The 24,089-nt window shown below is 55.2% G+C and carries 23 protein-coding genes; 10 read left to right on the top strand and 13 right to left on the bottom strand.

All coding sequences use genetic code 11. From position 1 onward, the window contains the following. Together osmF and bglX are read right to left on the bottom strand one after the other, a co-directional pair. Positions 1 to 918 carry a glycine betaine ABC transporter substrate-binding protein OsmF gene (gene osmF / locus E0L16_RS06850; RefSeq protein WP_063868319.1) on the bottom strand — a complete coding sequence of 306 codons (918 nt, stop codon included), beginning with the start codon at positions 916 to 918 and terminating at the stop codon, positions 1 to 3. 136 nt (positions 919 to 1,054) lie between these two features. After that, on the bottom strand, positions 1,055 to 3,352 hold the full coding sequence (gene bglX / locus E0L16_RS06845; RefSeq protein ID WP_131636587.1) for a beta-glucosidase BglX: 2,298 nt from the start codon (positions 3,350 to 3,352) through the stop codon (positions 1,055 to 1,057). Between the two features lie 189 nt (positions 3,353 to 3,541). Here bglX and dld point away from each other — a divergent pair, with 189 nt between their 5' ends. Next, entirely contained in the window at positions 3,542 to 5,299 is a 1,758-nt protein-coding gene (gene dld, locus E0L16_RS06840; RefSeq protein ID WP_131636586.1) for a D-lactate dehydrogenase, read from the top strand. Between the two features lie 102 nt (positions 5,300 to 5,401). Continuing rightward, positions 5,402 to 5,956, top strand: coding sequence for a GNAT family N-acetyltransferase (locus tag E0L16_RS06835; RefSeq protein ID WP_063868316.1), 555 nt, complete (start codon positions 5,402 to 5,404; stop codon positions 5,954 to 5,956). Between the two features lie 98 nt (positions 5,957 to 6,054). Here E0L16_RS06835 and pbpG read toward each other — a convergent pair whose 3' ends face one another. Both pbpG and E0L16_RS06825 read right to left on the bottom strand, forming a co-directional pair. Then, on the bottom strand, positions 6,055 to 6,978 hold the full coding sequence (gene pbpG / locus E0L16_RS06830; protein ID WP_063868315.1) for a D-alanyl-D-alanine endopeptidase: 924 nt from the start codon (positions 6,976 to 6,978) through the stop codon (positions 6,055 to 6,057). Positions 6,979 to 7,145: 167 nt separating this feature from the next. Then, positions 7,146 to 7,733 carry a Yip1 family protein gene (locus E0L16_RS06825; protein ID WP_063868314.1) on the bottom strand — a complete coding sequence of 196 codons (588 nt, stop codon included), beginning with the start codon at positions 7,731 to 7,733 and terminating at the stop codon, positions 7,146 to 7,148. A gap of 157 nt (positions 7,734 to 7,890) precedes the next feature. Here E0L16_RS06825 and E0L16_RS06820 point away from each other — a divergent pair, with 157 nt between their 5' ends. After that, entirely contained in the window at positions 7,891 to 8,463 is a 573-nt protein-coding gene (locus E0L16_RS06820) for a DedA family protein (RefSeq protein WP_063868313.1), read from the top strand. A 51-nt stretch (positions 8,464 to 8,514) separates the two neighbouring features. On the opposite strand, the gene E0L16_RS06815 is transcribed toward E0L16_RS06820, so the two are convergent. Together E0L16_RS06815 and mdtQ are read right to left on the bottom strand one after the other, a co-directional pair. After that, entirely contained in the window at positions 8,515 to 9,279 is a 765-nt protein-coding gene (locus E0L16_RS06815; RefSeq protein ID WP_131636585.1) for an SDR family oxidoreductase, read from the bottom strand. Between the two features lie 50 nt (positions 9,280 to 9,329). Beyond that, positions 9,330 to 10,748 carry a multidrug resistance outer membrane protein MdtQ gene (gene mdtQ, locus E0L16_RS06810; RefSeq protein WP_131636584.1) on the bottom strand — a complete coding sequence of 473 codons (1,419 nt, stop codon included), beginning with the start codon at positions 10,746 to 10,748 and terminating at the stop codon, positions 9,330 to 9,332. A gap of 205 nt (positions 10,749 to 10,953) precedes the next feature. Between mdtQ and yohP the strand changes: the two genes are divergently transcribed. Beyond that, entirely contained in the window at positions 10,954 to 11,037 is an 84-nt protein-coding gene (yohP, locus tag E0L16_RS22370; RefSeq protein ID WP_015572324.1) for a small membrane protein YohP, read from the top strand. 45 nt (positions 11,038 to 11,082) lie between these two features. Here yohP and dusC read toward each other — a convergent pair whose 3' ends face one another. Continuing rightward, on the bottom strand, positions 11,083 to 12,018 hold the full coding sequence (dusC, locus tag E0L16_RS06800) for a tRNA dihydrouridine(16) synthase DusC (protein WP_063450311.1): 936 nt from the start codon (positions 12,016 to 12,018) through the stop codon (positions 11,083 to 11,085). 168 nt (positions 12,019 to 12,186) lie between these two features. On the opposite strand from dusC, the gene E0L16_RS06795 reads away from it, so the two are divergent. The 6 genes from E0L16_RS06795 (at position 12,187) to E0L16_RS06770 (ending at position 17,043) form a co-directional block, all read left to right on the top strand. After that, positions 12,187 to 12,582, top strand: coding sequence for a CidA/LrgA family protein (locus E0L16_RS06795; RefSeq protein ID WP_003859308.1), 396 nt, complete (start codon positions 12,187 to 12,189; stop codon positions 12,580 to 12,582). Continuing rightward, positions 12,579 to 13,274, top strand: a complete 696-nt coding sequence (locus tag E0L16_RS06790; RefSeq protein ID WP_063450313.1) for a CidB/LrgB family autolysis modulator — start codon at positions 12,579 to 12,581, stop codon at positions 13,272 to 13,274. The genes E0L16_RS06795 and E0L16_RS06790 overlap by 4 nt, the downstream gene beginning before the upstream one ends. Positions 13,275 to 13,402: 128 nt before the next feature. Next, positions 13,403 to 14,287, top strand: coding sequence for a cytidine deaminase (cdd, locus tag E0L16_RS06785; RefSeq protein WP_131636583.1), 885 nt, complete (start codon positions 13,403 to 13,405; stop codon positions 14,285 to 14,287). Between the two features lie 127 nt (positions 14,288 to 14,414). Then, positions 14,415 to 15,125, top strand: a complete 711-nt coding sequence (sanA, locus tag E0L16_RS06780; protein ID WP_131636582.1) for an outer membrane permeability protein SanA — start codon at positions 14,415 to 14,417, stop codon at positions 15,123 to 15,125. A gap of 134 nt (positions 15,126 to 15,259) precedes the next feature. Then, the gene (locus E0L16_RS06775; RefSeq protein WP_131636581.1) at positions 15,260 to 16,609 is read left to right on the top strand and encodes a type II toxin-antitoxin system HipA family toxin; all 1,350 of its coding nucleotides are present in this window, start codon (positions 15,260 to 15,262) and stop codon (positions 16,607 to 16,609) included. Continuing rightward, a complete protein-coding gene (locus E0L16_RS06770; RefSeq protein ID WP_131636580.1) occupies positions 16,606 to 17,043 on the top strand; it encodes a helix-turn-helix transcriptional regulator in 438 nt (145 codons plus the stop codon). Before E0L16_RS06775 ends, E0L16_RS06770 begins: the two co-directional genes overlap by 4 nt. Positions 17,044 to 17,079: 36 nt before the next feature. On the opposite strand, the gene mglC is transcribed toward E0L16_RS06770, so the two are convergent. From mglC to folE, 6 genes are all read right to left on the bottom strand, one after another. Beyond that, positions 17,080 to 18,090 (bottom strand): galactose/methyl galactoside ABC transporter permease MglC, encoded by a 1,011-nt coding sequence (gene mglC / locus E0L16_RS06765; protein WP_003859318.1) that lies wholly within the window; start codon positions 18,088 to 18,090, stop codon positions 17,080 to 17,082. A gap of 15 nt (positions 18,091 to 18,105) precedes the next feature. Continuing rightward, the gene (gene mglA, locus E0L16_RS06760) at positions 18,106 to 19,626 is read right to left on the bottom strand and encodes a galactose/methyl galactoside ABC transporter ATP-binding protein MglA (protein WP_063450316.1); all 1,521 of its coding nucleotides are present in this window, start codon (positions 19,624 to 19,626) and stop codon (positions 18,106 to 18,108) included. Between the two features lie 79 nt (positions 19,627 to 19,705). Beyond that, positions 19,706 to 20,704 carry a galactose/glucose ABC transporter substrate-binding protein MglB gene (gene mglB / locus E0L16_RS06755; RefSeq protein ID WP_063450317.1) on the bottom strand — a complete coding sequence of 333 codons (999 nt, stop codon included), beginning with the start codon at positions 20,702 to 20,704 and terminating at the stop codon, positions 19,706 to 19,708. Between the two features lie 295 nt (positions 20,705 to 20,999). Next, positions 21,000 to 22,022 carry an HTH-type transcriptional regulator GalS gene (galS, locus tag E0L16_RS06750; protein WP_063450318.1) on the bottom strand — a complete coding sequence of 341 codons (1,023 nt, stop codon included), beginning with the start codon at positions 22,020 to 22,022 and terminating at the stop codon, positions 21,000 to 21,002. Positions 22,023 to 22,177: 155 nt separating this feature from the next. Then, on the bottom strand, positions 22,178 to 23,335 hold the full coding sequence (gene yeiB, locus E0L16_RS06745; protein WP_131636579.1) for a DUF418 domain-containing protein YeiB: 1,158 nt from the start codon (positions 23,333 to 23,335) through the stop codon (positions 22,178 to 22,180). A gap of 18 nt (positions 23,336 to 23,353) precedes the next feature. Next, positions 23,354 to 24,022 carry a GTP cyclohydrolase I FolE gene (gene folE, locus E0L16_RS06740; protein ID WP_064910334.1) on the bottom strand — a complete coding sequence of 223 codons (669 nt, stop codon included), beginning with the start codon at positions 24,020 to 24,022 and terminating at the stop codon, positions 23,354 to 23,356. Positions 24,023 to 24,089: the final 67 nt, after the last annotated feature.

The following is a 24,089-nucleotide window of genomic DNA, read 5'->3' as shown; positions in this document are numbered from 1 at the left end:
TTACTTCACAAGCCCTTGTTGTTTCAGGAAGTCGGCGGCCACTTTTTTGGCATCCAGCCCCTCAACGGCAATGCTGGCATTCAGCTGTTGCAGCGTTTTCGCATCCAGTTTTTCAAACACCGGTTTCAGCCATTTGTCGATATCCGGGTAGGCTTGCAGCACCGCCTCACGCACGACCGGGGTTGGGGCGTAAATCGGCTGAACGCCTTTCGGGTCGGTTAAGGTTTGCAGGCCAAGCGCCGCGACCGGGCCGTCGGTGCCGTAGGCCATCGCCGCGTTGACGCCGGAGGTTTGCTGCGCCGCGGCTTTAATGGTCACCGCCGTGTCGCCGCCCGCCAGGGAGAGCAGCTGCGCCTGATCGAGCTTGAAATCATAGGCTTTTTCAAACGCCGGCAGGGCATCCGCGCGCTCGATAAACTCGGCCGAGGCCGCGAGCTTAAATTCGCCCTTCTCTTTCAGGTAGCGGCTGAGATCGTCAAGCGAAGTGAGCTTGCCTTTCTCGGCGATATCTTTGCGCACCGCGATGGTCCAGGTGTTGTTAGCGGGTGCCGGCGTGAGCCAGACCAGCCTGTTTTTTTCCGCATCCAGCTTTTTGACTTTTTCGTACCCGGCTTTGGCATTTTTCCAGGCCGGATCGTTTTCATCCTTGAAGAAGAATGCCCCATTGCCGGTGTATTCCGGATAGATATCCAGCTCGCCGGAAGTGATGGCACCGCGCACCACCGGGGTGGTGCCAAGCTGAACTTTATTGATCGTTTTTACGCCGTGACTGTCGAGCACCTGCAAAATGATATTGCCGAGCAACGCGCCTTCGGTATCAATTTTGGAACCCACTTTTACCGGCTCTGCGGCCTGTAGCGGCAGGCTCAGCGCCGCCAGAAGCACCGCCGATCCTGTTATCCCCTTAATCATCGTCATTCTGCTTTCCTCATTATTTTGCGGCCTTTTTCATAGGCTTGAGAGAAAAGCGTAGCTTAAAACAGGGAATTTAACCGTTTTTAGTAGAAGATGAGAGGCATCCCCCGCCACGCGGGGGATGGGAAGGAAGGTAGGATTATAGCAGTTCGAATTCGGCTTTGTTCACGCGGGCGGAATCCACGCCGATGAAGACGTTAAATTTGCCCGGCTCGGCATCGTACTTCATCTGCTGATTCCAGAACTTCAGCGCATTCACGTCAATCGGGAAGCTGACCGTTTTGGTTTCGCCCGGCTTCAGGTTGACCTTCTCGAATCCGCGCAGCTGTTTCACCGGACGGCTCATGGAGGCCGTAACGTCCTGCACGTACATCTGGATCACCGTCGCGCCTTCGCGCTTGCCGCTGTTGGTCACATCCACGCTGGCGGTCACGCTGCCATCACGCTTCAGGGTCGGGGCCGACATTTTCACGTCAGAGACCGTAAACGTGGTGTAGCTCAGGCCGTAGCCAAACGGATACAGCGGGCCGTTCGCCTCATCGAAATAACGAGACGTGTACTTGTTCGGCTTGTCGGCGTTATACGGGCGGCCGGTGTTCAGGTGGCTGTAGTAAACCGGGATCTGCCCGACGGAGCGTGGGAAGGACATCGGCAGCTTGCCTGACGGGTTGTAATCGCCAAACAGCACGTCGGCGATGGCGTTACCCCCTTCGGTACCGGCGAACCAGGTTTCCAGAATGGCATCAGCCTGCTGGTCTTCTTTCACCAGCGCCAGCGGACGACCGTTCATCAGCACCAGCACCAGCGGCTTGCCGGTGGCTTTCAGGGCCGCGATCAGGTCGCGCTGGCTTTGCGGAATGGTGATGTCGGTACGGCTGGAGGCTTCGTGCGCCATCCCCTGCGCTTCACCCACCACGGCGACCACTACGTCAGACTGCTTCGCGGCGTTTACCGCTTCGTCAATCATCTCCTTCGGCGTGCGCGGATCGACCTTCACCGCTTCCTCATACTGATTAAGGAAGGTGACGATGTCTTTATCATCGGTGACGTTCGCGCCTTTGGCATAAACCACTTTTGCGTTATCACCCACGGCGCTCTTAATACCGGTCAGCACCGTGACGGACTGATCGGCCACGCCCGCGGCGGACCAGCTGCCCATCACGTCACGCTTGCTGTCGGCCAGCGGGCCGACCACGGCAATGGTGCCGGATTTTTTCAGCGGCAGCGTCTCAAGACGGTTTTTCAGCAGCACCAGGCTTTCGCGCGCCACTTCGCGGGCTTCTTTGCGGTGCAGGCGGCTTTCGGCATTGGTGTCCGCCGGGTCAGACTCCTTCGGCCCCAGATGGCTGTACGGATCGTTAAACAGCCCCATGTCATATTTCACGTTCAGCACGTGACGCGCGGCATCGTCCAGCTCCGCCATCGTCACCTTGCCGCTCTTCACCAGCCCCGGCAGGTATTTGCTGTAGTACTCGTCGCTCATGCTCATGTTGATGCCGGACTTGAGCGCCACGCGTACCGCATCTTCCGGGTCAGACGCCGTGCCGTGCTTGATCAGCTCTTTAATCGCGCCGTGGTCTGAAACGGTGATGCCCTTAAAGCCCCACTGGTCGCGCAGCACGTCTTTCAGCAGCCACGAATCAGAGGTCGCAGGCGTGCCGTTGAGGGAGTTCAGCGCCACCATCACCGCGCCGCTGCCCGCGTCCAGCCCCGCTTTGTACGGTGGCATGTAGTCGTTGAACAGACGCTGGGGGCTCATGTCGACGGTGTTGTACTCTTTGCCGCCCTCCACCGCGCCGTAGGCGGCGAAATGCTTGACGCTGGTCATCACCGAGTAACGATCTGCCGGACTTTTGCCCTGCATCGCTTCCACCATGGTTTTGCCCATCGTGGCGGTTAACCAGGTATCTTCACCAAAGCCTTCCGAGCCGCGGCCCCAGCGCGGATCGCGGGAGACGTCAACCATCGGCGCCCAGGTCATGTTCAGGCCGTCGTCTGCGGCTTCATATGCCGACACGCGCCCGACGGTTTTCACCGCATCAAGATTAAACGAGGAGGCCAGGCCAAGGCTGATCGGGAAGACGGTACGCTGACCGTGCACCACGTCATAGGCGAAGAAGAGAGGAATTTTCAGGCGGCTGAGCTGCATCACCTGATCCTGCATGGCGCGGATATCCTGACGGGTAACGGTGTTAAAAATCGCTCCGACCTGGCTCTCTTTGATCATCTCGCGGATCGCTTCTTTCGGGTTATCCGGGCCGACGCTGATCAGGCGCAACTGGCCGATTTTCTCATCGACCGTCATCTTTTTGAGTAAATCCGTGACAAAGGCGTCGCGGGCTTCAGGCGTGAGCGGGTGATTACCAGACAAATCCTCTGCCATCGCAGGTTGCAGCGCCAGGCTGACGGCGACACCTACAGAACATAGCCATTTCATGTTGTTATTCTCTCTCATCAATAACCGCGGGAAGCACCCGGCCAGACCGTACGAAAATCGCAGTGTGCCACAAACCCGTAAACCCGTGCAGGGTTATTCTCTGATTTTTCTCATGAATACCCGACCGCTTAACGGCTAATCGCGCTATGCTTTACAGCGAGAAATTTGCCCCACCACAAGGAGTGGAAGATGTCTTCTGTTCGAACTGACGATAACACTACTTTTATTAACGAACTGTCGCGCCTGGTGGGTCACTCTCACCTGCTTACCGACCCGGCCAAAACCGCCCGCTACCGTAAGGGCTTTCGCTCCGGACAGGGCGACGCGCTGGCGGTGGTTTTCCCCGGCACGCTGCTCGAACTGTGGCGCGTGCTGAGCACCTGCGTTGCGGCAGACAAGATTATTTTAATGCAGGCTGCGAATACCGGCCTGACCGAAGGCTCCACGCCGAACGGCAACGATTACGATCGTGACATCGTGATTATCAGCACCCTGCGCCTCGACAAACTGCACCTGCTGGACAAAGGCGAACAGGTACTCGCCTTCCCCGGCACCACGCTCTACTCGCTGGAAAAAGCGCTTAAGCCGCTGGGACGCGAGCCGCACTCGGTGATCGGCTCGTCGTGCATTGGCGCCTCGGTGATCGGCGGGATCTGCAACAACTCCGGCGGCTCGCTGGTACAGCGCGGCCCGGCGTACACGGAAATGTCGCTGTTTGCCCGTATCGATGAAAACGGCAAGCTGACGCTGGTAAACCATCTGGGCATCGATCTGGGCGTAACGCCAGAGCAGATCCTCAGCAAGCTCGACGATGACCGCGTGAAGGATGAAGACGTTCAGCACGATGGCCGCCACGCGCATGACCACGATTACATCACCCGCGTGCGCGATATCGAGGCCGATACACCGGCGCGCTATAACGCCGATCCGGATCGTCTGTTTGAATCTTCCGGCTGCGCGGGCAAGCTGGCGGTGTTTGCGGTGCGCCTTGATACCTTCCCGGCAGAGAAAAAGCAGCAGGTGTTTTACATCGGTACCAATCAGCCGGAGGTGCTGACGGAGATCCGCCGTCATATTCTGGCCGACTTCACGCACCTGCCGGTGGCGGGCGAGTATATGCACCGGGACATTTACGACATCGCCGAACGCTACGGCAAAGACACCTTCCTGATGATCGACAAGCTCGGCACCGACAAAATGCCGTTCTTCTTCACCATGAAGGGCCGCACCGACGCGATGCTGGAGAAAGTGTCGCTGTTCAAGCCGCACTTTACCGACCGCTTTATGCAGAAGCTGGGCAACGTCTTCCCGGCGCATTTACCTGAGCGGATGAAGACCTGGCGTGACAAGTATGAGCATCACCTGCTGCTGAAAATGGCCGGGGACGGCATTGCCGAAGCGCAGAGCTGGCTTACCGAGTTCTTCAAAACCGCCGACGGGGATTTCTTCGCCTGTACGCCGGAAGAAGGCAGTAAAGCCTTCCTGCACCGCTTCGCTGCGGCGGGTGCTGCTATCCGTTATCAGGCCGTCCATTCCGAAGAGGTGGAAGATATTCTGGCGCTGGATATCGCGCTGCGTCGCAACGATACCGAGTGGTTTGAACACCTGCCGCCGGAGATCGACAGCAAGCTGGTGCACAAGCTCTATTACGGCCACTTTATGTGCTATGTCTTCCACCAGGATTACATCGTCAAAAAAGGCGTTGATGCGCATGCGCTGAAAGAGCAGATGCTCGCGCTGCTGCACGCGCGTGGCGCACAGTATCCTGCCGAGCACAACGTGGGGCATCTGTATAAAGCGCCGGAGACGCTTACACAGTTTTATCGCAAAAATGACCCGACAAACAGTATGAACCCCGGCATTGGTAAGACAACGCGGAAGAAATACTGGAAAGAGAGTCCCGAACCAGAGCAGCACATTACGCCATCCTCTGAAGAACGCCTCTAGCCAAAATTAAGAGATTGTTAAGCGCTCCTCAAACGTACTAGAGTAACGGCTTATTGCCAGAGAAACGTTTCTCTGGCTTGCCAAACGAGGAGCGGGCAGAACATGTCGGCTGTAGAGAGTTTACCCGAAACCGAAATCGAGGTGCGCGACGCCCTTCCTGACGATGCGCATGCTATCTCGGCAATATACGCCTGGCACGTGCTTCATGGACGTGCCTCCTTTGAGGAAGTTCCTCCAACCGTCGATGAGATGCGCCAGCGGATAAAAAACGTGACCGACAGCGGGTTACCGTGGCTGGTCGCGCTATATCGCGGCATCGTCGTCGGCTACTGCTACGCCACGTTTTATCGTCCGCGCCAGGCTTACCGATATACCCTTGAAGAATCCATCTATGTGGATGCCAGCACTACCGGCCGCGGGTTTGGTTCGATCTTACTCCAGGCGCTGATCGCCCGGTGTGAACAAGGACCGTGGCGGCAGATGATTGCCGTGGTCGGCGACGGGCAAAATAACCCCGGGTCGTTGCGGCTGCATAAAAAGCACGGTTTCGACATTGTGGGTCAGCTCAGAAGTGTGGGATATAAAAAAGGCGACTGGCGGGACACGGTGATGATGCAGCGCCCGCTCAACGACGGTGACTGGACGCTGCCTGAGTAAGGCGCTTTCGCCCGGTGGCGCTTCGCTTACCGGGCCTACGTGTCGAGGCCGCTGTAGGCCGGGTAAGGCGAAGCCGCCACCCGGCACACGCTAATGGCTCAGTCGTTCTGCGCCGTCGCCATCTGTTCCGCTTTCTGCTTCTTATACGCCAGTGCTGAAGCCGGCACCGGCTGCACTTTCCCGGTCTCAATCCAGGTTCGCAGGCGGCTCGCATCCGCAAAGTGGGTGTATTTGCCGAAGGCATCCATCACCACCAGCGCCACCGGCTTACCGTTAAACACGGTGCGCATCACCAGGCAGTGGCCTGCCGCATTGGTGAATCCGGTCTTGGTTAGCTGAATATTCCAGTTATCGCGATACACCAGATGGTTAGTATTGCGGAACGGCAGCGTATACGCCGGGCTTGAGAAGGTCGCCATCTCCTCACGCGTGGTGCTGAGCTGACCAATCAGCGGATATTGCTTGCTGGCGATCAGCAGCTTTGTTAAGTCACGCGCCGTCGAGACGTTATGGATCGACAGACCGGTTGGCTCCACGAAATGGGTATTTTTCATCCCCAGCGATTTGGCTTTCGCGTTCATCGCGCGGATAAACGCGTCGTAACCGCCAGGATAATGGTGGGCGAGGCTCGCCGCCGCGCGGTTCTCTGAGGACATCAGCGCCAGCAGCAGCATATTTTTACGGCTGATTTCACTGTTCAGACGCACGCGAGAGTAGATCCCTTTCATCTCTGGCGTGTGGCTGATATCCACTTTCAGCTTTTCGTCCAGCGGCAGTCGTGCATCCAGCACTACCATCGCGGTCATGACTTTGGTTATGGAGGCTATCGGGCGCACCAGATCCGGGTGGCTGGCGTAGATGACCTTGTTGGTGTTCAGGTCAACGATCATCGCACTGCCGGAGGCAATCTGGGGTTGCGCAGCGGTTGTTGCGACTGCGGGCGTTTTGGCGATGGCTGGCGCGGTAGCGGACACGCCGAACAGCAGCGCAAGACTAAGGAGTGACACTCGGAATTTCAGCATGATGAGACTTCTGATAATGATTCACGCACGTGATGACGTACACCGCCTGCGTCGACGGATAAACGCAGGCTGGCTTTGGCATCATAGCGGCCACCGTGCGTTGTCGCCAGCGGAGAATCGTGACCAGATGCTGCATTGCTGGCATTTACGCCAGCAATGCAGGGAACTTAAAAGAGACGGTATCCATAACCCCAGAGAATAACCGTCAGGGCAAGTAGCGCCTCCAGGACCAGCACGCCGATGGCAAGCGTTGAGCTGGAGAAGCTCAGGCCCTCTTCTTTATTGATATTCAGGAAGGTGGGAACCCCCACATACAGCAGATAACCGGTGTAAAAGAGGGCTACCGTACCGATCAGCGCGCACAGCCAGACCAGTGGATAGAGCGCGACAATACCGCTTAAGAACAGCGGGGTCGCGACGTATCCGGCGAAGACCATACAGTGTGCCAGCGACGGGCGCTGCGGATAGTTACGCGCCATCCAGTGGATGACCCGCCCCATCACCGCCACCCCGGCCAGCATCAGGCCATAGAACAGAATGGCCATGTACAGTCCGGTAAACCAGGAAAGCTGAACCACGGTGCCGTCACCAAAGTTCCAGCCGATTTGCGTAGTGCCTATAAACGCGCAGACCACCGGCACCGCTGCCATCAGCAGGACATGGTGGGTGTAGTGATGCGCGACCGTTTCGTTCTCGTTACGTATCACCTGCATTTCACGATCGGGATGGGAGAAAAGTCCCCAGACATGGTTCATAACGCCCCCTTGTTGTCGGCCCGTCAGCGATAGCTTAAGTATAATGCAGGCTTTAGATTATTTTATGTACAGTGGGAAATTTCCGTTGATTGCCGCGCGGTTGATGGATGGGGTATATGATTAACGCAGGCACAGTAAGGGAGACGACGTTTACTTAATGGATATCAACGGTCTTATTGAACAATATGGATACGCCGCGCTGGTGATCGGCAGCGTGGCAGAGGGCGAAACCATCACGCTGCTGGGCGGGGTGGCCGCACATCAAGGATTGCTGAAATTTCCGCTGGTGGTCGCCGCCGTCGCATTGGGCGGTATGATTGGCGATCAGCTGCTCTACTTTCTGGGGCTGCGTTTTGGCCCGACGCTTTTGCACCGTTTTGCTAAACATCAGAAGAAAATTCGCCGCGCCCAGCGGCTGATCCAGCGACATCCATATCTGTTTGTGATTGGCACCCGCTTTATGTACGGTTTTCGCATCATTGGGCCGATACTGATTGGCGCGAGCCGCTTACCGCCGAAAATTTTCCTGCCGCTGAACATCATCGGGGCGATTGCCTGGGCGTTGATTTTCACCACGCTTGGCTACGCGGGTGGCGAAGTGATTGGCCCGTGGCTGCATAATCTTGACCAGCACCTGAAGCACTGGGCGTGGTTGATCCTGGTGGTTGTGGCGGTGATTGGGGTGCGGCTGTGGCTGAAGCATCGTGAAAAGCGCCGGGATGAAGAGTGAGTGCGGCCTGCTGCCCTTCACCCCGGCCCTCTCCCGGGGTGAGGGGAATGCTTATTCCGCTGGCTTAAACTGCGGGTTCGCCAGCATAAAACCACCATCGACGATAAACGACTGTCCGGTGGTATAGCTGGCGTCGCTGTCGCATAGCCAGGCCACCAGGCTGGCAATTTCTTTGGTGTGGCCGGGGCGCGCCAGCGGAATTGACGGCATAGATCCCTCTTTAACTTCGCTGTCGTCCATATCGTTCATCGGCGTGGCAATCGCACCGGGGGCGACGGCGTTCACTAGGATCTTATGCTGCACCAGTTCCAGCGCCATTGATTTGGTTAACCCGCCCAGAGCGTGCTTTGCGGCGGTGTAGGCGCTGGCATCCGGCAGCGGCGTATGTTCATGAACCGAGGTGATGTTCACGATTCGCCCCCCTTCCCCCTGCTTCACCATCTGACGCGCCGCGATTTGCGAGCAGAGAAACGCGCCGTCCACGTCAACGGTGAAAATGTTCCGCCAGTCATCAAACGACAGTTCCAGAAAAGGCGCTTTGTTCATCGCCCCGGCATTGTTAACCAGCACGTCCAGCCGCCCGAAGCGGGAAATCAGCGTTTCGATGGCCTTTGCGCCTTCCGGCAGCGTGCCCAGGTCGAGATGGACGGCCTCGGCACGCTGGCCGCGCGCTTCAACCTCACGGCAGGTTTCCAGCGCCCCTTTTTCATCTGAATGCCAGGTCACCCCGATATCAAACCCGCGTTCGGCCAGCATCAGGGCCGTCGTTTTACCAATCCCTGAATCCGATGCGGTAACAATTGCGACTCGCGTCATACTCACCTCCTGAAAATCTGCAAAGAGGTAAGTATAGATAATGCGCGATTTTAGCTGTGATGATATCCACCGCCCAGCGCGGACGTGAGCTGTAGCGTGGCGTCCACGTACTGGCCTTGCAGCATTAATCCGGCAATCTGCTCTTTCAGCGCCGGAATTTTTGCTTCACTCACCCGGGAGCCGGCAATGATCCCCGCGCTGAAGCGCGCCTGCGCCAGTCCAACGACGCGTGCGGCGTCTTTTTCGACCTTCCGCTGGTGCTGATTTTTGGCGGTCAGGGTTTCCACTTCACTCGCCGTCCGGGCGACCTGGTTTACGGCCTCCACCACGGCCTTGTTGTAGTTCGCCACGGAGAGGTTGTTCTGCGCCTGGGCGATATCCAGGTTCGCATTCAACCGACCGCTGTCAAAGACTGGCAGGGTCAGACCCGCGGTCACGCCCATTTGCTGCGCGGAAGAGCGGAACAGATCGCTCAGGTGCAACGCATCCTGCTGCAAGAACGCCATCAAATTGACGTCGGGATAGAACGCGGCTTTGGCGGCCTCCACTTCGCTCATGGACGCTTCGATATACCAGTGCGCCTCCTGCAAATCCGGGCGGCGAGCCAGCAGCGCATAGCCAAGCGTTGAAGGCAGCGACGCCTCTACGTCAGGCAGTGCATGCCGGGCGAGCGTGATCGAAGGGGTATTGGTCAACGCGTTCAGACGCGCCTCAATGGCCTTCATTTTGCCGTGCACGTCAGCGAGCTGTTCATCGGTTTTGCTGGCATTAATATCCGTTTCAACGCCCTCTACGGAGGAGGTGATCCCGTGCTGATAGAGTTCACGATCGGCGCCGATGATATTTTCCTGCTCCTGTTTGATCTGCGTGAGCACATCACCCACGGCGGCCTCGGTCTGCCATTCCCAGTACAGCCGCGCGACGCTGCTGGCGAGCAGCTGGCGGGTCTGCTCCAGCTCCGCTTTTTGCGCATTCACTTTACCAATGCGGGCCTCAATCTGGGCGCGATTTTTCCCCCATAAATCCAGATCCCAACCCGCCGTCAGGCCAAAGGTGCCGTTGGTATACCAGGGGCCGGTTGTTCCCGCCGCCGGGTCGGTCAGGGCGAACGGTCCCATCAGCCCCTCTGCCGACATCTTTTGCCGTTCAACATCGGCGGAAAAGTCCAGCTGTGGGCCATCAGCGGCGACAGCGGCTTTCGCCTGCGCTTCCGCCAGGGTGATACGCTGTCGGGCAATTTCCATATCCGGCGCATCCGCTATCGCTTTGGCGATAAGCGAGTTGAGCTGGGGGTCATTATAATCTTTCCACCATTCGCTTTTTGGCCAGTCGGCATGGCTCAGCTGGGTATTTACAGCGGCGGCGGTGGCTTGCGTTTTAATTGGTGACACCGTGGCATGTTCCGGCGCACAGGCGGCCAGCATAAAAATCAGGGGAGCACTCAGAGATAAAGTATGGGAACGTTTCATTACGCCATGCACTCAAAAAAAATAAAGGCGCAACTTACGCTTACTGGCGTTCCGTTTTTTAGTAACGCGTGGCAATCCGCATAATGTTATACATTTTCATATCCGGAAATTTATTCCCCAAGATAATGATTTAATTTCATGTATTCATGCTAGTTATGAATTGACTGCTACACTTACTCACGACAGACATACGCAGGAGAGGCGAATGAAAATATTATTGTGGGTTATTTTGATTATATTTCTGATAGGGCTGCTGGTGGTAACCGGCGTATTCAAGATGATTTTCTGATTCTTCTGCCCGGCTCCGCGCCGGGCAAAGGTATTCACGCCTGGCTCAGCCCTTCGACTGGATGACGCGGGCAATATCCGCAGACGTCTGTAGCGTACGGATCTCCTGAAATAACCCCAGCGCTTCGCCGTACTCTTTACGCAAATAGCTCAGCCACTGTTTGATACGCGCAACGTGATACAACCCGGTATCGCCCTGCTTTTCCAGCCGCGTGTATTTTTGCAGGAGTTTCACCACCTCAGCCCACGGCATACGCGGCTCATTATACTTCACCACCCGGCTGAGGTTCGGCACGTTCAGCGCGCCGCGTCCAATCATCACCGCATCACAGCCGGTGGCTTTCAGACACGCCTGTGCGCTCTCGTAATCCCAGATTTCGCCGTTGGCGATAACGGGAATGGTAAGGCGTTTGCGGATCTCGCCAATCGCCTGCCAGTTAATGCGCTCGGCTTTGTAGCCATCCTCTTTAGTACGCCCGTGCACCACCAGCTCGGTGGCGCCCGCCTGCTGCACCGCATCGGCAATTTCAAACTGCTTATCCCCGCTGTCCCATCCCAGACGCACTTTGACCGTCACCGGCAGATGCGATGGCACCGCCTCACGCATGGCCTTTGCGCCGCGATAAATCAGCTCCGGATCCTTGAGCAACGTTGCCCCGCCGCCGCTGCCGTTAACCAGCTTTGACGGACAGCCGCAGTTAAGATCGACGCCGTACGAGCCAAGCGCGACCGCGCGGGCGGCGTTCTCAGCCAGCCACTCAGGGTACTGACCGAGCAGCTGAATGCGCACCAGCGTACCGGAGGGGGTGCGGCTCTGCCGATGCAGCTCCGGGCAGAGGCGATAAAATGATTTTTCTGGCAGCAACATATCGACCACGCGCAAGAACTCCGTCACGCAGAGATCGTAATCGTTCACCTCGGTCAGCAGCTCGCGCACGAGCGAGTCGAGCACGCCTTCCATCGGGGCCAGTAAAACACGCATTCTGAGTACCTGTGAAAAAAGACGCGCTATAGTAGCTGCTCTCTATGACTGTGGAAAGCCCGGCGTTCCATTCAGGAATGTCTGTTATGCTCAAAATTCATGTTGTGATCCGTGGCACATTTTCAGGTTTAATTGTATGATGAATACGTCTCAGCAAGGACTTTCACCATGAGCAAATCACTGAATACTATCTGGCAATACCTTCGGGCCTTCGTCCTGATTTATGCCTGCCTGTACGCCGGCATTTTTATCGCGTCGCTGCTGCCGATTACCATACCCGGCAGCATTATCGGCATGCTGATCCTCTTTGTGCTGCTGGCATTACAGGTGCTGCCCGCGAAATGGGTCAACCCGGGGTGCTTCGTTCTCATTCGCTATATGGCCCTGCTTTTTGTGCCTATCGGCGTTGGGGTTATGCAGTATTACGATGTGCTTAAAGCGCAATTCGGCCCGATAGTCGTCTCCTGCGCCATCAGTACGCTGGTGGTTTTTCTGGTGGTCAGCTGGAGCTCACATATTGTGCATGGCGAACGTAAAGTGGTTGGGGAGAAAACAAAAAAATGATGGAAAATATCTGGTGGTCCCTGCCGTTAACCCTGGCGGTGTTCTTCGCTGCCCGTAAGCTTGCGGTTCGTTTTAAAATGCCGCTGCTGAACCCGCTGCTGGTCGCCATGGTGGTGATCATTCCTTTTCTGCTGTTCACCGGCATACCTTATGAACGTTACTTCGCCGGGAGCAAAATCCTCAACGATTTATTGCAGCCCGCCGTGGTGGCGCTGGCGTTTCCTTTATATGAGCAACTGCATCAGATCCGCGCGCGCTGGAAGTCCATCATCACCATCTGCTTTGTGGGTAGCCTGGTGGCGATGATCACCGGCACGTCAGTGGCCCTTTTGATGGGCGCGTCGCCGCAGATTGCCGCCTCTATTCTGCCGAAATCCGTGACCACGCCAATCGCCATGGCCGTGGGCGGCAGCATCGGAGGCATCCCGGCCATTAGCGCCGTATGCGTGATTTTTGTCGGTATCCTGGGGGCGGTGTTTGGCCATACGCTGCTGAACATCATGAAAATACGCACCAAAGCGGCGCGCGGTCTGGCGATGGGTACCGCCTCGCACGCGCTGGGCACTGCGCGCTGTGCGGAACTGGATTATCAGGAAGGGGCATTCAGCTCGCTGGCGCTGGTGATTTGCGGGATTATTACCTCCCTGGTCGCGCCGTTCATCTTCCCGATTATTCTGGCCGTGATGGGCTAAAATTTGCGATGCGTCGCGCAAATTTCATTTTCATTTCATAAGTTGCACACATAATGAGATTTGGATCACATATAAAGGCCGTTCGGCTCCGTACACTACCGATCCATTAACCTTGATGAGGCAACGTCATGCATCCACGTTTTCAAGCTGCTTTCTCTCAGCTTGCAGAGAATTTGCAATCAGCCCTGGCTCCGGTTCTGGCGGATGCGCATTTCCCCGCCCTGCTGACGGCAGATCAGGTCACGACGCTTAAGCAGGCAACGGGGCTGGACGAAGACGCGCTGGCTTTCGCCCTGCTGCCGCTTGCGGCTGCCTGCGCCCGCGCTGACCTTTCCCATTTTAACGTAGGCGCGATTGCGCGCGGCGTAAGCGGGACCTGGTACTTCGGCGGGAATATGGAGTTTCTCGGTGCGACCATGCAGCAAACCGTTCACGCGGAGCAGAGCGCAATCAGCCACGCCTGGCTGCGCGGTGAAAAAGCCCTGCGCGCCATTACCGTCAACTACACCCCTTGCGGCCACTGCCGCCAGTTTATGAATGAGCTGAACAGCGGGCTGGAACTGCGTATCAACCTGCCGGGCCGCGCGCCGCATACGCTGGGCGATTACCTGCCCGACGCTTTCGGCCCGAAAGATCTTGAGATCAAAACCCTGCTGATGGACGAGCAGGATCACGGTTATGCGCTCTCTGGGGATGCGCTCAGCGAAGCGGCCATTGCTGCCGCCAACAAAAGTCACACGCCGTACAGTAAATCCCCAAGCGGTGTCGCCCTTCAGTGCCGCGACGGTCGCATCTTCACCGGGAGCTATGCTGAGAATGCTGCGTTCAACCCGACGCTGCCTCCGCTTCAGGGCGCTCTGAACCTGCTCAGCCTGAACGGGTATGACTATCCGGATATTCAGCGCGCGATCCTGGCTGAAATTGCCGATGCGCCGCTGATCCAGTGGGACGCAACCGCAGCCACGCTGAAAGCGCTGGGCTGTACAACCATCGACCGCGTGCTACTTGCCTGATCGTCCCGGCGGGCAGAAATGCCCGCCAGTCTGACGAAAAACCCCTCAGTTGATTCGCTGTTTCTTGCGCTAACCAGGCGGGTACAGTAGCCTGAGGGAAATTTCATCATCGGTACGAGCCATCTGCATGTTAAAGCGCGTGTTTTACAGCCTGTCTGTCCTGGTCGGCATACTGCTGTTGATCGTGCTGGGTCTCGACCGCTGGATGAGCTGGAAAACAGCCCCCTACATTTTTGACGATCTTCAGGACCTCCCCTACCGTCAGGTTGGCGTCGTACTTGGTACTGCCAAGTATTACCGCACCGGCGTCATCAATCAGTATTACCGATATCGTATTCAGGGCGCACTGAACGCCTATAACAGCGGCAAGGTGAACTATCTGCTGTTAAGCGGCGATAACGCCCTGCAAAGCTATAATGAACCGGTGACGATGCGCAAAGATTTGATTGCCGCAGGCGTTGACCCGGCCGATATCGTGCTCGACTACGCCGGATTCCGCACCCTTGATTCCATCGTGCGTACCCGCAAGGTGTTCGACACCAACGATTTCATCATCATCACCCAGCGTTTCCACTGCGAGCGGGCGCTGTTTATCGCCCTGCATATGGGGATCCAGGCCCAGTGCTACGCCGTGCCGTCGCCAAAAGATATGCTGAGCGTACGCGTACGTGAGTTTGGCGCCCGTTTTGGCGCGCTGGCTGACCTGTACCTGTTCAAGCGTGAACCGCGCTTCTTAGGCCCGCTGGTGCCAATCCCGGCGATGCATGAAGTGCCTGAAAATGCGCAAGGTTATCCGGCGGTGAGGCCGGAGCAGCTGCTGGAAATGCAGAAGAAGTAAGCCAGTTCAATAATGCGTGATATAAAACGCATTATCCTCTTTCAAGTCATCTAATGAGTGATATAAGTAGCCTTACTTGCTTTTATCATTCCTAATGCGTAGTATTTTACTCATTATGGCTTTCTGGAGGTGAGATGGAGACGTTAACCGTACAGGCATATCTGAACGAAACATGGACGGATATCGCTCTCATCAAATATCCAGGAAGTGAAAAAAATGACTGGACTACTACGCAGTTAGACTACCTCACTGAATATGCGATTAATTTTCTCGACTATGATGATTTTCACGCGGTCTCAGTCAATCACCCTGTATCACTCTTTTTTGATGACCATGGTCAACCAGGCTGGCTGCGATTTATCGACGATATCATTCCCGCCGGAGCCAGCCGCCGTTACTGGATAAATGCGCTCAATATCAGCGAATTGCCCGTTAGCCAGCAAAATTTCTTATTGCTGAAATTTGGCACAATATCCCCTGTGGGGAATTTACGAATTAAAGAATCTGTTCCTGAATGGAATAAATTCGCGAGCGCTAAAACATTTACGGTTGCGGACGTCATCGATCGTGCAGCCGATTTTCTGGATTATGCCCAGGAAAGAGGCGCGGCTGCGGGTGGTGCAACCGGCGCTGGCGGTGAAGCGCCTAAACTTTTGCTGCGCTGTAGTGAAACTGATGCCATCTGGATCGATACCTGGCAAAACGAGCCGGATAACCGGGATCGCTATTATTTAGTCAAATATCCACGCGGAAACAGAACAGAAGTTGACTGTAATATTCTGCGGGCTGAATTTCATTATTACCACGAGCTTAACGCGATGGGGTTTTCCACGATCCCAGTAGACACGATGCGCCTTGAAGAAGGTAGCCACTACCCGTCTCTGTGGTTGCCGCGTTTCGACATAGTGAGAAATGAGCAGGACCAGCTGGTCAGGCTGGGTATGGAGTCGGTGTATTCGCTATTACAAAAAGCACCCGGTACTCTCCTGGATCATGAGACAACGCTGCGCGCGTTAATTAACAAAATCACCTCCAGCCATATGGTTCAGCACCAGGGCTATCAATTTAATATTCCAGACTTTGTAACAGAATGGGTACGTCGGGATCTGCTAAATATTATTTTTGGAAATAGTGACAACCACGGGCGAAATACCGCCTTTGTAAAAGCTGAAAATCAAATTAGGCTCTCCCCTGTTTATGACTTTGCGCCGATGAAAGCGGACCCTGAGGGGATACCGCGAACCCTGAAGTGGTCGTTATCTTGCGAATCAGGGGGGGAGTATAATTTCAACGCTATCGCGCAGGCGCTGGCGGAGTGGATCCCTCCCGCAACGTTACTTGACGCGCTGCATGAGACAGCCGTCCAACTCATCGATCTCCCGGAAAGGCTGGCGGCGCGAGGCGTTCCCGAACAGATAATGGAAATGCCCGCGATTGGTTTTCACTATGTTCCGAATAAACTTTCCCGTTGGGGTTTATTATGAAAACACCTGGTAAGACTGAATCAGAGCTTCTAAACACATTAGCCCGAGTACGCAGCGCAAATAAAAAGCGACAGCATGATGAGGCAGAAGATCCGGGCACATCATCGGTAGTAAAGAGGCAACGCGTTTCGCAAGGCTTAACACGAATTAGCACTCTCGATCGCCAGGCCGTACTGCATGCAGCCATACGGGACATTTTACTGGGTAAAATCTCACAGGGAGAGGCGCTGAAAAGACTCAGGGTTGAGGTGTTGGGGCTAAAGCAGGATGAATATGCAAAGCTGGTCAGCGTATCGCGTAAGACACTGTCGGATGTAGAAAATAACAGAGGCAACTATTCCGCTGACGTGATAAATAAAATCTTTAAACCTTTTGGGCTTCAAACCGGGCTAGTGCCTGTTTCAAAATCGCTTATCGCTTCACTTTTTTCCTGAAAAACCCGCATCACTGCGGGTTTTTCATTCCAGCGCTTACTTCTTACGCGCGTACTTCAGTGAATCCAGGGCAACCGCGAAGATGATGATCGCACCCTTGATAATGTACTGCCAGTACGGGTTCACGCCGATGTAGGTCAGGCCATAGTTGATTACGGTGAAGATGATCACACCGGTCACCACGCCCAGCACGGTGCCCACGCCGCCGCTGAAGGAGACCCCGCCGACCACGCAGGCCGCAATCGCATCCAGTTCGTACATAAAGCCGAGGTTGTTGGTCGCAGAGCCGATACGGCCCGCTTCCAGCATCCCGCCAAAGGCATAGAACACGCCGGACAGGGCATAAATCATCAGCAGGTTCAGCGCAACGTTGACCCCGGAGACTTTCGCCGCTTCCGGGTTGCCGCCGATGGCGAAAATGTTTTTACCGAAGCGGGTTTTGTTCCACAGGATCCAGACGAACGCCACCGCGATCAGCGCATAGAAGGTGATATAGGAGAGACGGAAGCTGCCCAGCGCAACAAACCCCTGCGTGAAGGTCGAGAAGCCGCTGTCGAAGCCAGAGATCGGGGACGCGCCGACGAAATCGTAGTACAGGGAGTTAATACCGTAAACGATGATCATCGTACCCAACGTGGTGATAAATGGCGTCACGTTCAGGTAAGCAATGATGATGCCGTTAATCAGGCCGATCACCGCACCGATGGCGCACACAATCAGGATCACCACGAAAATTGGCATGGTCGCCATCTCCGGGAACACCTTGTTGGCGTTTTCCATCGACTGCAACAGGGTCGCCGCAATGACCGCCGCCAGACCGACCTGGCGCCCTGCCGAAAGGTCAGTCCCCTGGGTAACAATAAGCCCCGCCACGCCCAACGCGATAATAATACGCACGGAAGACTGGGTCAGAATGTTACTCAAGTTCAGCAGACTTAAGAACGTAGGGTCCTGGAAAATAATAATTGCCAGCAAGACTAAAAGAACAACGTAAATACCGCCTTCTTTCAGATAAGTGAGAAAACTTTTTTTATTTAACGCACTCATGAGGAGCCCCTGATCTTAAAGGTGCAAAGACGCAAGACGCAAAATTTCGTTTTGCGTTGTCGTTTTGGTGTCAACAATACCGGCAACGAGACCATTGCTCATAACCAGAATACGGTCTGTGATCCCTAACAATTCCGGCATTTCGGAAGAAATAATAATGATCCCTTTATCTTTTTTGGCCAGCTCCGCGATCAGCTGGTAAATCTCAAATTTTGCACCAACGTCGATACCGCGCGTAGGTTCATCCAGCATCAGGATCTCAGGCTGGGTCAATAACCAGCGACCGATAATGACCTTTTGCTGGTTCCCTCCCGAGAGTGAACCGATTTGCGTGCGGTGCCCCGGCGTTTTCACGCGCATGGAGTCAATCACCCACTGGGTATCGCTCTTCATACGGGAATTATCCAGCAGGCCGATTTTACTTTTATAGTTACGGATATTCGAAATCAACGAGTTAAAGTTAATATCGAGATACGCATAAATGCCGGTTGAGCGGCGCTCTTCCGTCACCAGCGCAAAACCATGATTAATGGCTTCGTTAGCGTTGTGGTTATTAATTTTCTTGCCGTGCAGCGTAATGGTGCCGCCCGACTTTTCACGGATGCCAAACAGGGTTTCTACGATATCGGTGCGCTTCGCGCCTACCAGCCCTGCGATACCCAGAATCTCGCCCTTGTGCAGATCGAAAGAGACATCACGAATGGACGGCTGACGCAGCGAGGTCAGGTTACGCACCTCCAGAATCACTTCGCCTGGCTTATTTTCTTTATCCGGGAAGCGCTGGTTCAGAGAACGACCGACCATCATGGCGATGATCTTGTCCATGTCCAGCCCTTCCAGCGGCTGGGTGGCAATCCACTGGCCGTCGCGCAGAATGGTGATTTCATCGCACAGCTGGAAGATCTCTTCCATTTTATGTGAGATATAAACAATGCCGCAGCCGCGATCTTTCAGCTTACGAATAATGGTAAAAAGGTGATTAACCTCTTTTTCCGTTAATGACGACGTTGGTTCATCCATGATCACGATTTTCGCATCATAGGAGAACGCTTTGGCAATTTCGATCATCTGCATCTGGGAAACCGATAATGTCCCGACGCGTGCGCGCGGATCGATATCAATATCCAGCTCATCAAAAATGGCTTTGGTGTCGCGATACATTTTATCCTGATCGACAAAGACACCTTTGGTTGGATAGCGGCCCAACCACATATTATCCATAACCGAACGTTGCAGAACCAGGTTTAACTCCTGGTGAACCATTGAGATACCGTTTTCCAGCGCTTCTTTCGCTGAATGGAAATCGATCTCTTTTCCCTGAAAAAGAATACTGCCGGAATCTTTTTGATAGATCCCAAAAAGGCATTTTAATAATGTTGATTTACCCGCACCGTTTTCACCCATTAACGCATGAATAGAGTGAGGACGAACTTTTAAATTAACATTATCGAGTGCCTTAACCCCGGGGAATGACTTGTTGACACCGGTCATTTCCAGTAAGTATTCACCGGACGGCTGAGTAGTTGTGCTGACCATAATTATACCTTGTTGGCCTCGCATATCGCGTTATAAAAGGGCGCAACGAATTGCGCCCAGTGAAAACAAAACGAAAATCTTATTTACCGATAAACTCAGCCAGGTTGGACTGGTCTACGCCCACATAAGGAACGCGAACGATTTTATTTTCAATTTTCCAGTTGGTTCCGTCAGCGGCACCTTTACCGTCGGCCAGGTTTTTCGCCAGATCGAAGGTGGCTTTCGCCTGGTTGTTAGCATCGTTCAGCACGGTACCGGCCATTGCGCCAGATTTCACCAGCGCCAGCGCTTCTGGCAGAGCATCCACACCGAAGACAGGAATGGCGGATTTGTTGTGTGCCTTCAGCGCTTCAACGGCGCCCATAGCCATCGCGTCATTGTTGGCGATGACCACTTCAATTTTGTTCGCGTTCGGGCCAGAGAGCCACGCATCCATCTTATCTTTCGCCTGAGCGGTATCCCACATCGCGGTATCTAACGCCAGCTGCTGGGTTTTCAGGCCTTTGTCGTTCAGCTCTTTGATGACGTAGGTGGTACGGGCTTCAGCATCCGGGTGGCCCGGCTCGCCTTTCAGCAGAACGAACTGCACCTGACCGTCTTTGTTCAGGTCCCAGTTCGGGTTTGCTGCCCAGTGTTTCGCAATCAGATCGCCCTGGATAATACCGGACTCTTTGGAGTCAGTACCCACGTAATACGCTTTATCGTAGCTGTCCAGCGCCTTACGGGAAGGTTCTTTGTTGAAGAAGACGATTGGCACGTTCTGGCCGCGCGCTTTCTCGATAACCGTGCCTGCTGCGGCCGGGTCAACCAGGTTAATAGCCAGCGCTTTCACGCCTTTTGCCAGCAGAACGTCAATCTGATCGTTCTGTTTGGACTGGTCGTTCTGGGAGTCATTCATCAGCAGCTGTACGTCTGGCGCTGATTTAGCATCTTTTTCAATTGCTTTGCGCACAACAGACATGAAGTTGTCGTCGTATTTATAGATAGTCACGCCAATACGGGTATCCGCAGCGTGAGCTGCTGCGCCAAAAAGCATGCTTGCCATGACAGCAGACAGAGTCAACACCTTCTTATTCATGGTATCTCCGGTTTTTTTTATGCAGGGTAGTTCTGGTGAAAAACGGCAGGCGGGCAGATGTTAATAAAACGTTACTGATCGCCGACGTTCACTTATAAAATGTCCAGCTTCCGTGTTCGGTAACGCTCCAGAAATGCGTTTTATTCGTTGTCTGAGGCGTTCTGGCAACGGTAAAAGTGAATAATCACCGTTACATTGTGTTTCAGCCCCTAAAACGCTGACATCATAGACAGCGGCTTGTTAAGATACTGTGAATTTACTCACAGATTGAAAACGGTTACATCACGTGATGTTATCAGTTAGTGATCGGAGCCACAGTTTGCCGAATAGCGACCGAATGGCGGCGTACTAAAGTGGGCATAAAACAATGCGTTGCGTCAGGATCTAACAGCCCGGCCGCCCCCTGTAACGCCAGCTCTGTCGCCAGTTTCGCCATCGACGCAATGGGATAACGTACCGTTGTCAGCTGCGGATCGGTGTAACGGGCAATGGGGATATCATCAAAACCGATCAGCGATAAATGCTGCGGCACCGCAATGCCATTGTCTTTCAGCGCGGTAAGTGCACCTGCCGCCATGCTGTCGTTATAGGCAAACACGGCTGATAGCTGAAGGTTACGCCCCAGCAGTTCAACCATTGCCGCTTCACCGCCCTGCATGTCCGGCGAACCGGTGCCGACCCAGCTCTCAAGGGGCGCAATGCCCTGCTCTTTCAGGGCATTTTGCCAGCCTTCGCGGCGCATCATGTCGTCTTCAATACCGTGGCTGGAAGCCAGGTAGCCAATGCGCTGATGGCCGTTGCTGATGAGCATCCGCGTCGCCATCATTGCGCCGCTGACGTTATCCAGTCCGACGCAGCGGTGCGCGTAACCGGGGACGATGCGGTTGATCAGCACCATACCGGGGATCTGCTCCATAAACCCGGCCAGCTCCTCATCGCTCAGGGCTTTAGAGTGTACAATCAGGGCGTTACAGCGCTGGCGGATCAGTACCTCAATGGCATAGCGCTCTTTCTCAGCCTCGTGATAGCTGTTGCCAATCAGCACGTATTTCTGGTGCTGCTGGGCAACAACGTCCACCGCTTTGACCAGCGCGCCGAAGAAGGCGTCCGACACGTCCATCACGACTACGCCAATGGTATCGCTGACCTGCGTCGCCAGCGCCTGCGCGTTGGCGTTTGGCCGGTACCCCAGCTGAGTCACGGCTTTCATTACGGTTTCACGCGTTTCAGGGCTGACCAGCGCGCTGTTGTTCAGCACGCGGGAGACGGTAGCAACAGAAACACCCGCCTGGCGGGCGACGTCACGAATGGTGATCATATTCACCATCCTTTAAAGGATTGCAGCAACTCACAGACACCCCCTGTGTTTAGCAAGGTGGCTATTCTGGCAGCGAGAGAGAGGAGACTACGTGAAGAAGCTCACACAGATGAAAACGCTTACATCCGTTTTGTTAATGATTGTGATCCAGATCGTTATCTGGATGTTTTACGTAATGATGTACCCGACGCAAGGGCGGTTAGCTGGCGCCATGCCCACTCCAGCGGGCCCTGGCGGAAATAGCGCAGCCAGACAACGGAAAACACTACGTTGACAATCCAGACCGGAATAACAAACGCCAGCAGCGTCAGGCGGTCGAATTTCATAAACAGGCCGAATCGGTAGAAAAGCGTGGTGCAGATCAGGGTTTGCAGAATGTAATTGCTTAACGCCATCCGTCCAACGCAGGCCACCGCGCTGACGATCCACAGGCGGGAGAGCCGCAGCCAGAAGCCGTAAATCAGCGCCGCATAGCCGATAGTCTGGAACGGCGCGCTCAGCTCGCGCGGTACCTGAAGCAGGAACGCACACCAGCGGTAATCCCAGTGAAGATGCCACTGCATAATCACCGCCGGGAGGTTGACGATCACGCCGAGCAGCACCAGCCCTGCCCCCGTACGACGATAGTGTCGCAGGCTAAACTCCCCTTTCAGCCAGCCGGTGCGCATTAAGGCTGCGCCCATCAGCATCATCCCCGCCAGCTGCCAGCCATATTGCGCGCCCAGCGCCAGCAGGTTATCGCCGAGCATATCGGCCCGGTTGCCGATCGCCTCCATGCCGCCTTTCAGCTTCCAGAACTGCTCATATTGCAGGTTGGCCGCATCCGGGATCCACGACCGACTGGTAGCGCCATCGGCAATCATGCCGAGCAGCAGCAGCACGGCCAGCCCCATGACATAGAGCATCACGCCGGTATTAAACAGGCTTTTTACGCCGGGTGCGTCGCGGATCAGCCGCCAGCAAATAAGGCCTACCAGGCCATATGCGAGCAGAATATCGCCGTCCCAGAAAAGCAGCCCGTGAATAAAGCCAAGGATGACCAGCAGCGTTAAGCGCGACTGGATCCAGCGCGTACCGCGTTTAAGGAGAAGCTGAAGTCCGGCGCCAAAAAGAAGCGCAAAGAGGGTCAGGAATTTCACCTGAGCGAAGAGGTCGAGAATTGCCCACGTCCAGGCATCGCTGCGCGTGATGTCGCCATACCACGCAGGATTCAGATAAGCGGCCTTCGGCAGACCGAAGGCGCTGATATTCAGCAGCAGGATACCGAGAATGGCGACGCCGCGAACAAAATCGAGCGTGACGTTTCGCTCCATGGTCCCTGCCCTGTCTGATTAGTTGTGGTGACGCACGGCGCGCAGGAACTCCTGGCGGGTGTTCTGGCTCGATTTGAACAGGCCGCCCAGCGAGGTGGTGGTGGTCGCGCTGGTGGCATCACGCACGCCGCGCGCTTTCACGCAGTAGTGCACCGCGTCGATGGACACCGCCACGTTGTTGGTACCCAGCAGGGTTTGCAGCGCGGTCAGGATCTGCTGCGTCAGACGTTCCTGCACCTGCGGACGCTGGGCGAAGAACTGCACGATGCGGTTGATTTTGGACAGGCCAATAACCGTATCTTTTGGAATATAAGCCACCGTCGCTTTACCGTCGATCGTCACAAAGTGATGCTCGCAGGTGCTGGTCAGCGTGATATCGCGTACCGTCACCATCTCATCAACCTTCATCTTGTTTTCAATGACGGTAATTTTCGGGAAGTTCGCGTAATCCAGGCCGGAGAAAATTTCGTCGACGTACATTTTCGCGATGCGGTGCGGCGTCTCCATCAGGCTGTCGTCGCTCAGATCGAGATTCAGCAGTTGCATGATCTCCGTCATATGGCCGGCGATCAGACTCTTGCGGGTAACATTGTCCAGCTCCTGCACGGGCGGGCGCAGTGGCGTTTCAAGACCGCGCGCAACCAGCGCTTCATGGACAAGGGCTGCTTCTTTACTGAGTGATGGCATTCTTTTCTCCTGCAGGTGTGGCGTCTTTTGCCCTCGTTGTGGCAAAAGTGTGCGCTCATTGTGCGTG

Source organism: Enterobacter quasihormaechei (assembly GCF_004331385.1).
In the GTDB taxonomy this organism is placed as follows: Bacteria; Pseudomonadota; Gammaproteobacteria; order Enterobacterales; family Enterobacteriaceae; genus Enterobacter; species Enterobacter quasihormaechei.
This window is presented reverse-complemented; position numbering and strand designations above follow the sequence as displayed.